At 67.8% G+C, this 12260-nt stretch carries 8 protein-coding genes and 2 pseudogenes; 6 read left to right on the forward strand and 4 right to left on the reverse strand.

All coding sequences use genetic code 11. The annotated features are described in order from the left end of the window. Positions 1-115 precede the first annotated feature (115 nt). The 4 genes and pseudogenes from ABIE51_RS14390 (at position 116) to ABIE51_RS14405 (ending at position 4088) form a co-directional block, all read left to right on the forward strand. Positions 116-829, forward strand: coding sequence for a response regulator (locus ABIE51_RS14390; RefSeq protein ID WP_192631225.1), 714 nt, complete (start codon positions 116-118; stop codon positions 827-829). A 312-nt stretch (positions 830-1141) separates the two neighbouring features. After that, a pseudogene (locus ABIE51_RS14395) lies at positions 1142-2662 on the forward strand (PAS domain-containing protein); the annotation flags it as partial. 193 nt (positions 2663-2855) lie between these two features. Further along, positions 2856-3617: an ATP-binding protein gene (locus ABIE51_RS14400; protein ID WP_354504368.1), complete on the forward strand. Its 762-nt coding sequence runs from the start codon at positions 2856-2858 to the stop codon at positions 3615-3617. A 111-nt stretch (positions 3618-3728) separates the two neighbouring features. After that, on the forward strand, positions 3729-4088 hold the full coding sequence (locus ABIE51_RS14405; protein ID WP_192631227.1) for a response regulator: 360 nt from the start codon (positions 3729-3731) through the stop codon (positions 4086-4088). Between the two features lie 269 nt (positions 4089-4357). On the opposite strand, the gene ABIE51_RS14410 is transcribed toward ABIE51_RS14405, so the two are convergent. Further along, complete coding sequence (locus ABIE51_RS14410) at positions 4358-7003, reverse strand: M1 family metallopeptidase (protein WP_192631228.1); 2646 nt, start codon at positions 7001-7003, stop codon at positions 4358-4360. A gap of 457 nt (positions 7004-7460) precedes the next feature. Here ABIE51_RS14410 and ABIE51_RS14415 point away from each other — a divergent pair, with 457 nt between their 5' ends. Continuing rightward, complete coding sequence (locus ABIE51_RS14415; protein ID WP_192631229.1) at positions 7461-7892, forward strand: EF-hand domain-containing protein; 432 nt, start codon at positions 7461-7463, stop codon at positions 7890-7892. 430 nt (positions 7893-8322) lie between these two features. On the opposite strand, the gene ABIE51_RS14420 is transcribed toward ABIE51_RS14415, so the two are convergent. Beyond that, on the reverse strand, positions 8323-9171 hold the full coding sequence (locus ABIE51_RS14420; RefSeq protein ID WP_354504371.1) for a GGDEF domain-containing protein: 849 nt from the start codon (positions 9169-9171) through the stop codon (positions 8323-8325). A 430-nt stretch (positions 9172-9601) separates the two neighbouring features. Beyond that, positions 9602-10147: pseudogene (locus ABIE51_RS14425) on the reverse strand (CHASE3 domain-containing protein); the annotation flags it as partial. An 83-nt stretch (positions 10148-10230) separates the two neighbouring features. Between ABIE51_RS14425 and ABIE51_RS14430 the strand changes: the two are divergent. Continuing rightward, a complete protein-coding gene (locus ABIE51_RS14430) occupies positions 10231-10929 on the forward strand; it encodes a 2'-5' RNA ligase family protein (RefSeq protein WP_192631231.1) in 699 nt (232 codons plus the stop codon). 226 nt (positions 10930-11155) lie between these two features. On the opposite strand, the gene ABIE51_RS14435 is transcribed toward ABIE51_RS14430, so the two are convergent. Continuing rightward, positions 11156-12121, reverse strand: a complete 966-nt coding sequence (locus tag ABIE51_RS14435) for an MBL fold metallo-hydrolase (RefSeq protein WP_192631232.1) — start codon at positions 12119-12121, stop codon at positions 11156-11158. Between the last annotated feature and the right edge of the window lie 139 nt (positions 12122-12260).

Consider the following 12260-nt stretch of genomic DNA (forward strand, 5'->3'; position numbering starts at 1 on the left):
ACGGTCCGATGTCCCGTGTCGATGGATTTGTAACCGTTGGTAACAGGGGCGGATACTGCGCCCGCAATGCGGCAGGATGCCCGCCCGAATCCCCTTGGCGACGGCAGGTAACGCGATGGCCCACACGCCCTGTGTCCTGGTGGTCGACGACGACCAGCCCACGCGCGAGATGCTGCTGGAAGCACTCGCCACCCACGGTTTCCGCGCGTTGCAGGCCGGCGACGGCGCCGGCATGCGACGCGAGCTCGAACGCGAGGCGCCCGACCTGGTGCTGCTCGACATCCGCCTGCCCGGCGAGGACGGGCTGACGCTGGCGCGCTTTCTTCGCGAACGCTACGACGTGGGCATCATCATGGTCACCGGCTCGGGCGACGTGATCGATCGCATCGTGGGGCTGGAGATCGGCGCCGATGATTACGTCGCAAAACCCTTCGACCCGCGCGAACTGCTAGCCCGCGTGAAGAGCGTGCTTCGCCGCATCCAGGCGCGTCCCGATGCCACCGCTGCATCGGCGCCTCAAAACGCGCGGCGCGTGCCGTTCGGGCGCTGCACGCTCGATCTCGACTCGCACCAGCTGTACGACGAGGACGGCAGCGAGGTGATGGTCACGCACATGGAATTCGACCTGCTGCGCGTGCTGCACGAGCACGCGGGCAAGGCGCTGTCGCGCGATGCGATCCTCACGCTGACGAAGAACCGCGAGTGGGAGCCGTTCGATCGCTCCATCGACATCCGCATCGCGCGCTTGCGGCGGAAGGTGGAAGCCGATCCGGATAATCCGCGGGCGATACGGACGGTGCGTGGCGTGGGCTATATGTTCGTGCCTTGAGTTCGTTGCCTCTCAGAGTGCGTGGCCTTCAAGCCCCTCTCCCATCGGGAGAGGGGTTGGGGTGAGGGGCAACGGAGCCGTATCGCTCGAACGACGATGCGGCGCAAGGCTAGATTCTTGCTTTCAACACAAAGCAGACCACGACAACCTGCCCCGTAATCACTCCGCCGACCCTCACCCCAACCCCTCTCCCGGAGGGAGAGGGGCTTAGATCAGGGCGCGGCGAACACCTTTTTGTTTCAACCCCGTAACACCGCCTCCGCAGCCCGAACCCCGCTCCTATACTCGCCCCACGCACACCAGGGCCTGGCCATGAACGACGGCGCCCCCACGCCGGTGCAGATCGACGAACGCGAACGCGCACTGCGCGAAAGCGAGCTGCGGCTGCAGCAGGTGCTCGACAACACCTCGGCCGCGGTGTTCGCGAAGGATCGCGCGGGCCGCTACCTGTTCGTCAATCACGAGTTCGAACGCCTGACCGGCCGCAACGCCGACGCCCTGCTCGGCCACAACGATCGCGACATCTTTCCGCCCGAAATGGCCGCGGCGCTGCGCCGCAACGACATGCTCGTGCTGCTGGAAGCGCGCGCGATGGAGTTCGAGGAGAGCGGCGTGTTCGCAGGCGAACACCGCACGTTCCTGTCGGCGAAGTTCCCACTTCTCGACATCGACCAGGTGCCGTACGCGGTGTGCGGCATCGCCACCGACATCACGCGGCGCAAGCAGGTGGAAACCGCGCTCACCAGTTCGGCGCTCGCGGTGTCGGGCGCGTACGGCCGCGATCTGTTCGTGGAACTGTCGCGCTACCTCTCGGCGATCCTCGATGTCGATGTCGCGTTCATCGCGCAGATCCGCGAGGACGAACCGACGATGATGCGCATCCTCGCCTTCGTCGCCGACGACAAGCCGCGCGAAAACTACGACTACCCCATCGCGAACACCGCCTGCGACACCGTGGTGGGACACGGCTTCCGCATGTACCCGGCCGGACTCGGCTCGCTGTTCCCGCTGGACGACGATTTCATCGAGATGGGCGCGGAGAGCTACGCCGGCTATCCGCTCAGCGATGCGCAGGGCCGTCCGCTGGGGATCATCTCCATCGTGTCGCGCCGCCCGCTGGAGCAGCCGGAGTTCATCGAATCGGTGATGAAGATCTTCGCCGTGCGCGCGGCGGCGGAGATCGAACGCCAGCGCGCCGAGGACGTCGCGCAGCGTAATGCCGAGCACCTGCGCGCGACGGTCAATGCGGCGCTGGACTGCATCATCGCGATGGACGAGCGCGGCATGATCGTGAAGTTCAACCCCGCGGCGGAAGCCTGTTTCGGCATCCGCGAGAAGGACGCGCTTGGCCGCTCGCTTGCCGACACCATCATTCCCGAACGTTTCCGCGAGCGGCATCAGTTCGGCCTGAAGCTGTACCTCGAAGGAGGACCAGGCCCGGTCCTGAAGAAGCGCCTGGAGGTCACGGCGATGCGCGCCAACGGCGCGGAGTTTCCCGCCGAGCTCGCCGTGGGCGTGGACGACAGTCCCTCCGGAAAGGTGTTCATCGGCTATCTGCGGGACATCACCGAGCGCACCGAGGCCGAGCAACGCCGCCGGCGGCTGGAAGCGCAGCTGCTGCAGGCGAAGAAGATGGAAGCGCTGGGCCACCTCACCGGCGGCATCGCGCACGATTTCAACAACCTGCTCGCCAGCATCATGGGCTACGTCGCGCTCGCGCACGAACGCAGCGACAACGGCGAGGACGCGCGACTGTCCGGCTATCTCGACCAGGCCCTGCAATCCTGCGAGCGCGCGCGAGACCTCATCCAGCAGATGCTGATGTTCAGCCGCGGCCAGAACGGGACAGGCGCAGGCGATCGACGTCGCCAGCTGCATCGAGCAGAACCTCGCGGTGCTCAGCCCGACCTTGGCCCAAGGCATCGAGGTCGAACAGGACGTGCAGGCGAACGCGTGCGCGGTTCAGTTCGACCCGGTGCAACTCGGGCAGGTGCTGCTGAACCTCTGTGTGAACGCGTGCGATGCGATGCAGGGCGAAGGTCGGCTCCGACTCGCGCTTCGCGACGCGCGCGTGGAGGCGATGCAATGCGCCGCGTGCCGGCAGCCGGTGGACGGCGAGTTCGTCGAACTGAGTGTCGGCGACACCGGGCCGGGCATCGAGGCCGCGGTGCTGGAGCGCATGTTCGATCCGTTCTTCTCGACGAAACCACCCGGAAAAGGCGCCGGCATGGGCCTGGCGACGGTGCACGGCATCGTGCATGAACACGGCGGGCACCTGCTCGTCGATACGGAACCCGGACGCGGCACGTCGTTCCGTGTGCTGTTGCCCGCGTGTGCAGATGCGGCGCGGACGACGCCGTCACGGCGCCGTTCCGATCGCCTCGGCATCGCGCGTCGCGAAGGACGCGTGCTGGTAGTGGACGACGAGCACAGCGTCGGCGAGTTCATGTGCGAACTGCTGTCGAACTGGGGTCTTGAGGCGCATTTCGTCTCGACGCCGGAACTGGCGTTGGCGCGCGTTCGCGAGTCGCCCGCGCAGTACCGCCTGGTGATCACCGATCACGCGATGCCGACCATGACCGGCATCCAGCTCGCACAGGCGCTGGAGCCGATCGCGCCGCATCTCCCGGTGCTGCTGTACACGGGACTGGCCGATCGCATCCGCGAGCCGTCGCTGCCGGCGAACATGCTGCGGACCGTGCTGCGCAAGCCGATCGACCATGGCCAGCTGTCGCGGATCGTCGACGATGTTCTGGTTGAACGGGGCGCACGCGACGCGATCGCGTGAGTTCACGCTGAACCGTGTGCCGGCGGAGGTTGCGGCGACACGGAATCATGACACTCCCGTTACGAACCGATGCCGCACCATGCGCGCTGGCATGCGATGACAGGCGTGTTCATGAAACCCAATGTGCTGATGGTCGAAGACGAAGCGTACCTGGCGATGGCGCTGGAAGACCTGCTGACCGACGCGGGCTACCACGTCCTGGGCGCCGCGCGGCTGTCTGATGCACTCGACATCGCCGACCACGAACACGTGGACGTCGCGCTGCTCGACATCAACCTGCAGGGCGAAGCGGTGTATCCGCTCGCGAACCGCCTTCGCGAATCCGGCGTGCCGTTCGCGTTCGCTTCGGCGTACTCGAAGGACACGATCCCGCAGGACTTCCGCGATTGCGAACTGGTGCGCAAGCCCTACACGTCCGAGCGGATCATCGAAGCGGTGGAGTCGATGGTGGAGCGGGCCCGGCCGCATTGAGGGTCTTTGAGGGTCAAGTGCAGTTCGGACGTCTCTCTTGCGCCGTCATCCCGGCGTAGGCCGGGACCCAGGCCCGTGAGGCCCAATGGATCCGCTCACGGCAACGAACGCTACTGTCTTCCCAGCGCGAGCCGGCACCACCCAGCCTTGCAGTCCTCTTTGCTCTTGCACGGAGCAAACGCAGCACTGAACCGCGTCGGCCCTTCATCGCAATCGCTTCGTTGCCCCTCACCCCAACCCCTCTCCCGATGGGAGAGGGGCAGAAGCGCTCAACCCCCGTGCTTCGCCAGCCACGCATCGATCCCCGGCAGGCGTTCCTTCCGCACGCCGACGCGGTAGGTGATGTTCGCCATCGCGTTCTCCGTCGCGCGGCGCGAGCCTGTTGCGACGTACTTGTCGGCGTACGCCTTCAGCTTGCCGACCATCGCAGGATCCAGCGAGTTGTTCGCAAGACGCGGGTAGTAGCGCGAGCGCGACGTCGAATCGACCTTCGCGTCCACCTGTTCGCGATGCGCCACGGCGAAATCGAACGCGAGGTCCGGATGCAGGCCGGCGACGGTGCGGATCATGCCGGCGCTGTTGGTCGCACCGGGCTCATCGGTGAGCGCGAGTTCCAGCGCGCGTTGCGCAAGCGCGGCGTCCTGCGCGGACGACAGCAGCATGTACAGATCGTCCTTCACCAGCGGCGTCTTCTCCGACTTGGCCGCGGCGTGCAGGCGATCCCACGTGGCGGCATCGGCGTGCCGCGCGACGACGCCGAGCACGCTGCGGCGAAGTTCGCCCGGCAATGCACCGGAGTCCTGCGCCGCGTAGCGACGACGCGATTCCCCGATCACGTCGCGATCGCCCAGTGCGCCGAGCGCTTCGATCAGGTCCGTGCGCAGCACCTTCACCGGATCGGCTTCGCCCGGCTTCGCGTCCCAGCCCACGCGGGCGAACACCGGCGACAGCTGCGCGATGGCGAACGCGCGGAACTTGGCCTGGCGTTGCGCGTCGCCGCGGTAGTACGCGTCCAGGCTCTGCAGCGAGCCGGCGATGTCGCCCCAGATCTGCGGATCCGCATCGCGCGGCGTCGCCTTCACGAGATCGAGGTAGTCCGACGAAGACTGCAATCCCGCCATGCCCAGCGCCCAGACGTCGTTCATCACGCCGAGCTGGTCGATCGCATCGAGCTTGGCGAAGTTCGAACGAAGGCCCGCGAACTGCGCGGGCGCGTACAGCGTGCGGTAATAGCCGCTCTGGCCCGCGTTGAGGACGACGGGACCGCAGCCGGGCACGTCGAGCGTGCCCTGCCCGCCTTCGACCACCGTGCGGGCCGGTTGACCGCCGGCCTGCGCGATCACCGGCACGCGCCAGCGCAGCGGCGTCTTGCCGGGGCGGTCGCGCGTGAACTCGTCCTGCGTGAGCGTCAGCGTCGTCTTGCCGTCGGTGCACTTGCCCGCGGCGACGCGCAGCATCGGGATGCCCGGCTGCAGCGTGAAATCGTGGGCGATGTCGAGCACCGGCTTGCCGGCGGCGGACTGGATCTCGCGCCACAGATCATCGGAGACGGTGTTGCCATACGCGTGCGCCTTCATGTAGCTGCGCACGCCCGTGCGCCACGCATCGCCGCCGACATAGCCTTCGAGCATGCGGATCACCGCACTGCCCTTCTGGTAGGTGATCGAGTCGAACGCCTGGCTTGCCTGCTCGACCGTTTCCACGTGCTGCACGACCGGATGCGTGGATTCCACCGAATCCAGCGCCATCGCCGATTCGCGCGAACCGATCGCCTCCAGTTGCGTGTTCCATTCCGGATGCAGCTTCTGCGTAGTGCGCGACGCCATCCACGTCGCGAAGCCTTCGTTGAGCCACAGGTCATCCCACCAGCTCATCGTCACCAGGTCGCCGAACCACTGGTGCGCGATCTCGTGCGCGGCGACGGCGAATACGCGCTGCTTGTCCGACTGCGTGGAAATGCTCGGATCCAGCAGCAGCGTGTGCTCGAAGGTGAAGATCGCGCCCCAGTTTTCCATCGCACTGAAGAACTGGCTCGCGCCCGGCGATGCCACGTTGTCGAGCTTGGGCAACGGGTACGGCGTGCCGAAGTAGTCGTTGTATTCGCGCAGGACGTCGGCCGACGAGTCCAGCGCGAAGCGCGCCTGGTCGATCGCGCCGCGCTGCGTGACGACGCCGATTTCCACACCGTCGGCCTGCGTGGTCGCGCGTTCGAAATCGCCGACCGACAGGAACAGCAGGTACGTCGACATCTTCGGCGAGGGCGCGAAATCCACGCGCGTGGTGCCGTTGCCGAGATCCTTCGTGGCGGACGCCGGCATGTTGCTCACCGCCATCAGGCCGGTCGGCACGGTGGCCTGCAGGGTGAAGGTCGCCTTGTGCGCGGGCTCGTCCCACGAGGGGATCATGCGGCGCGCGTCGGAGTTCTCGAACTGCGTGAACAGCGCACGCTTGTTGCCGGCTGCCGTGTCGTAGTCGATGGCGAACAGGCCGTTGGCCTGCGTGCCGATCTTGCCGGTGTAATCCAGCGCCAGACGGTACTGGCCCGGCGCGAGCGGCTTGTCGAAGGTGAAGGTCGCTGTCTGCGCGTCGTTGTCGACGGCGATCTTCGGCGTGAGCGCCTTGCCCTTCGCCGGCGTCAGCGCGGCCGAAGCGAAGGCCATGTCGAGCGCGTTCAGCGTGATGCTCGGCGTCGGCTCGAGCAACTGCAGCGTGATCGTCGCCTTGCCCGCGAGGGTCAGCTTCGCGATGTCGGGCGTGATCGCCACGTCGTAATGCGTCGGCACCACGTTGCGCGGCAGCTGCGTCGTCGTGACGGGGCGGCTGGCCGGAGCGGCGGGAGCGTCGGGGGCCGCCGTCGAAACGGAGCTGAGGCCGGCAAGGGCCAGCGCGACGGCGGTTACCAGGGTTCGGCGCATCGTTCGACAACCTCGTGATCGGGATGGAGGCACAGTGCCAGAGGCGCAGTGTGCCCGTCCTGCCGGCAGCGTGGCGCCGCCCGGATGCGGCGCCGATCACGAAAGGTGGAAGAAGGAGGCCGCGCCGGCGGGCCGGAAACGCAGGAACTGCGTCGCCGCGACAAGGTGCCCGGGAGCGGCCTCCATGGAAGGAAGACCGCAAGAGCCGTGCCATCGGGACGGCCCGACGCCGGCCGCATTCCGCCGCCGATGTGTCCGGCGCCAAGCGCACGGTTTTCCGGACGCGGTAAAGAGTTGCGTGGCGTCTACCGAGCACCCGCCCGCATTCACCTAGCCCAACGCTGGCAGCGGATTTTCGCGCCGATTTGACGCGTGTCGAACGAGTGCGCGCGCACCCTGCCGCGTACCTGACGAACTCGCCTGGGAGGGCACGATGAAAACAGGTACTCGATCCGACATGCGCATGGGTCTGTGGCTGGGCGTGCTGCTGCTCGCACCCGCCGCGGTGATGGCTGGCGACGACAAGGCCAAGCTGATGGATACCGACGGCGACGGCATGGTCAGCTCCGCCGAGCACGCCGCAGGCGCGAAGACGATGTTCACGCAGATGGACGCCAACAGCGACGGCAAGGTCACCGCCGCCGAGATGGACGCCCATCACGCCGCGAAGATGGGCGGGAAAAGTGGCGACAGGATGAAGATGTCGTCGGCCGACAAGATCAAGAAGCTCGACACCGACGGCGACGGTGCGATTTCGGCCGCCGAACACGACGCCGGCTCGGCGCAGATGTTCACGAAGATGGACACCAACGGCGACGGCAACCTGACCGCGGCCGAGATGAAGGCCGGACACGACAAGGAAATGCGCTCGGCGAAGAGCTCGCCGTAAGTGCGTAAAGCAGAATGGATCCAGCATTCGCTGGAATGATGGTGTAAATCCCCTCTCCCACCGGGAGAGGGGTTGGGGTGAGGGGTAACGAAGCACCACCGGCGAACTGCGATTCCGGCACAGCGCTGCGTGGTTGCTTCCGACAGCTGCCAACCACTCAAGCAGATGGATTCCAGCGTTCGCTGGAATGACGAGATGAGGTCGTTGACCGCTATGGGAGTGCCCGAAATCTGCGAGCCCGGATCCCGGCTTTCGCCGGGATGACGGTGAGTTTGTTGACCGCTATCGGCGTGCCCGAAATCTGCCGAGCCTGGGTCCCGGCTTTCGCCGGGATGACGGCAAGTAGACGGAGACACCGGACTACAAGCCGATGGTAATCAACGCGTCACCACGCAACGCATCACGACGAAATGCGTCGTGAACCACCTCATCACACCATTCGATCCAGCTCCAGCACCGCAGCCCCTTCGACCACGCGTCCCGCCGCCACCGCCACGCGATCGCGTCCCTCGTGCTTGGCGCGATACAGCGCGCGATCGCCCGCGCGCATCAGTTCCAGCCCGACATCGCCGTGCTCCGGCATCAACGCGACGCCGATCGACACCGTGATGCGCAGCATCGCGCCGTCGGATTCGCCGATGCGCAGCATGGCCGCGCCGGCGCGGATGTCCTCGGCGCGTTCGAGCGCGGTCGCGAAGTCGGTTTCGGGCAGGATCAGCGTGAATTCCTCGCCGCCGTAGCGGCACGCGATGTCCTCCGGACGGCAGCGCGTCTTCAGCATGCGCGCGAAGGCCGACAGCGCCGCGTCGCCCATTGCGTGGCCGTGGCGGTCGTTGAAGGCCTTGAAGTGGTCGATGTCGAGCATCAGCACGGCCAGCGGCTGTTCGCGTCGTTGGCAGCGGGCGATCTCGCGCGCCAGCGATTCCTCCAGGTAACGACGATTGAACAGTCCGGTGAGCGGATCGCGTACCGCCTGGTGGCGCAGGCTTTCGCGCAGGCGCACGTTGGCGAGCGCCAGCGACAGCTGCTCGCACAGGCGGATCGCCAGCGATTCGTCGGGAATGCGGCCGCGTGCGCCCTCGCCCTGCAGCGACAGCCAGCCCACCACTTCGCCATGCGCGCTCAGCGGCACGCAGAGGCCGTGCACGTCTTCGGCGCCATGGGGCCGGCCGATGTGCGAGCACCGCAGGCCATGGCGCAGGTCTTCCATCGCGAACGGCGCGTGCTTGCGCACCGACCAGCACGCCTGTAGCGCAGGCGCCGGATCGTTCGGCGCCACGCGGGCTGCCCCATTGCGCGACGAGTTCGGCGTGATCGCGCGAGGCGCGGATGACGTACAGCAGGCCGCCCATTCCCGGCAGCAGCTGGCGGAACGTCGAGGCGGTGATCTCGTAGAGTTCCTGCGCGTCGGATGCGCCCTGCAGCATCCCGGAGTACTGGCTCAGCGCGGCCATGCTGTCGGACAGCCGCGCGAGTTGCTGCACGGTCGCGTTGAGTTCGGCGTTGGATTGCGATGCCGCGGCCTCGGCCTGCTGGCGCACGCGGTTCTCGCGCGCGAGCAGCCGCTGCGCGTGGCCGATCAGCAGCAGGCTCAGCGGAATGCCGATGCCCGCGGCGAGCAGCGTCAGCCACGCCGAGCGCTCCGCGCGCCTGGATCGCGTGGACAGCAGTGCATTCTCGGCGGCCCGCAGCTTGTCGAGCCGGGTGGCGATGTCGCGGTCGCCGTTGCGGATCGCCGCCAGCAGCGGCGCATCGACCGGCGCGTCGACACCGCGGCGCCAGGACTGCATCGCCTGTTCGCTCAGGCGCAGGCGCGCGTCGAGGGAACGCCGCAGCTCCAGTGCGCGTCCGAGCTGCTCGGGGTTGTCGCTGACCTGTTCGGCGAGCAGGTCCGCCTCGCGCTGCAAGGCGCCGCCGATGCGCCAGAAGCTGTCGCGGTTCTCGGCACGCCCGGCGAGCAGGTAGCCGCGCGATTCGGCCACGGCCTGGTGCTTGAGCGACTCGATCCGGTCCAGGTGCTGGAGCACGGTGTAGGTGTGCGTGACCGAGCGGTAGTCGGACGCGAACTGGATCGCGTTGGCGACCACGTACAGGCCGAGCGCCATCAGGATCACCGTGGCGGCGAGGAACACGCGCAGCGGCGAGAGTCGGCGGCGGGTTGCGGTCATGGAATCGCGTCGTCCGGCGCGGTTTCGTCGCGCGTGTGGCTTCCATGCCGTGGATGAAGGCGGCGCGCTCCGGCCCGCAGGCCACATCGCATCGCGGTTTGTCGGGCATTCTATCGGCCGGGCCTGTTCATTCTTGAGACGCAGGCCGCACCTTCCCTCCGGAGCGCCCGATGAGCCACCCCATCGCCATCGACGTCCTGCTCGAACCCGACCCCGTCACGCAGGCCCGCGCACGCGAACTCAACGCGGCGTTGCGCGCGGATCATCCGGCCGGTTTCGCGTTCGACGCCACGCACCTTCCGCACGTCACGCTGGTGCAGCGTTACGTCTACGAACACGATCTGGCTGCACTGCTCGCGGGGATTGCGAGCGTCGCCGAAGCGCACAACCCGCTCGCGCTGTCGCTGGAGGTCACCGGCGTGCAGGTGCGCGTCGATGGCGACACGGGCAGCGCGTCGTGGCGCATCGCCCCGTCACCGGCGTTGCAGGCGCTGGCCGACGATTGCCTCGCCACGGCTCAGGCGCTGGCCGTCGCGGGCGGGACGGCGCAGGCGTTCGTGCGCAACGACGACGGCTCACCGATCCGCGAGTCGACGATCCGCTATGTCGAGCGCTTCGTGCCGGACCACAGTGGCGCGAACTACGCGCCGCACCTGACGCTGGGGCATGCGCGTGCGGCGTTCCTGCGGGAGCTGGAAGTGGCGCCTTTCACGGCGTTCGCGTTCGCGCCGGTGGCGGTGGGCGTGTATCAGCTGGGGAATCATGGGACAGCGCGGCGGGCGATCTGGCGGTGGCCGGGGTGGGTGTCAGATCCGGCGCGCGCCTCTGAGCATCGTCATCCCGGCGAAAGCCGGGACCCAGGCTCGTAGCGCTTGGGCAACTCCGACGCCGGGGATCAACCTCACCGTCATTCCTGCGAAAGCTGGATCCATTTTTGGGCTTCGCAATTTCGACGAGCGAAGCAAGAGCGCAGCACTGTGCGGCACCCGTCGGTCACCGCAACCACTCCGTTGCCCCCTCACCCCAACCCCTCTCCGCTCTGCACTCCCTTCGGTCGCCGATGGGAGAGGGGCTAAAGCCGCGCGGGCTTCGAGGTCAACCCTCCGGCACCCACACGTACGCATCGCCTTGCGCCTTCACGTGGCCGATGCCCGGGAACGGGAAATGCACGGCGTACACGCGCAGGTTGCCGTCGGCGGCACGCTTGAGCAGCGCGCGACGCGCGGCCTCGGCGGTCGGCGCGTCGGTGTCGTAGCCGATGGTCCAGTCCGGGCGCTGCACCGACACGATGGAGTGATGCGCGGCGTCGCCGATGTAGAGCAGGCGCTCCTCGCCGGACGCGATCTCGTACGCGCTGTGACCCGGCGTGTGGCCCGGCAGCGCGACGGCGGTGACGCCCGGCAGCACGGTCGCGCCGGGTTCGAAGGTCGCGACCTTCGGGCCGATTGCCGCGACGAGCTTGGCCGCGTCGGCGTTCTTCTGGATCGCCGCCCACTCCGGCGCCGACAGGTGCACCGCGGCGTTGGGGAACGCCAGCGTGCCGTCCTTCGCCAGCAGGCCGCCGACGTGATCGGGATGGCCGTGCGAGATGAAGGTGTCGGTGACCTGCGCCGGCTCGACGCCCGCCGCCTTCAGCGACGCCTGCAGCTTGCCGGCCTTCGCCCAGCTCACGTCGCCGGCGCCGGTGTCGAACAGCAGCGTGCGCTCGCCGTCGCGCACCAGCAGCGGCTGGATGCTCAGGTGCAGCACGTCGGTCGGCTGGCCGTTTGCGGTGAGCAGCGCGGCGACGTCCCCGGTCTTCTGGCCCACGCCGAAGGTCTTGCCGTCGTTGGGCGTGTCGATGGTGCCGTCGAGCAGCGCGACCGCATCGAGCGCGCCGACCTTGAAGCGGAAGATGTCGGCGCTTTCCCGCGGCGCGGGTGCAGGTGCGGGCGCAGCCGGCGTTGCGGCCGGAGTCGCCGGCGCGGCGGCCTGCTCTTCGGATGCGGGCTTCGCGCAACCGCCGAGCATCGCGCCGGCGAGCAGCAGGGAAACCGTGAGGGAAAGGGACGTGCGGGTCATGGGGGTGCTCCGAGGGTGGAAGGACCGGCGACCACGCCGGGACGCGCGAGAGCTTAGCGCGGCAGGTTTGCCGGTGCCGCAATGCCCGAACGTTGCGGGCCTGGGTCCCGGCCTTCGCCGGGATGACGCTTCGGATGCG

The sequence above is a fragment of the Lysobacter sp. OAE881 genome, from assembly GCF_040546665.1.
In the GTDB taxonomy this organism is placed as follows: Bacteria; Pseudomonadota; Gammaproteobacteria; order Xanthomonadales; family Xanthomonadaceae; genus Lysobacter_J; species Lysobacter_J soli.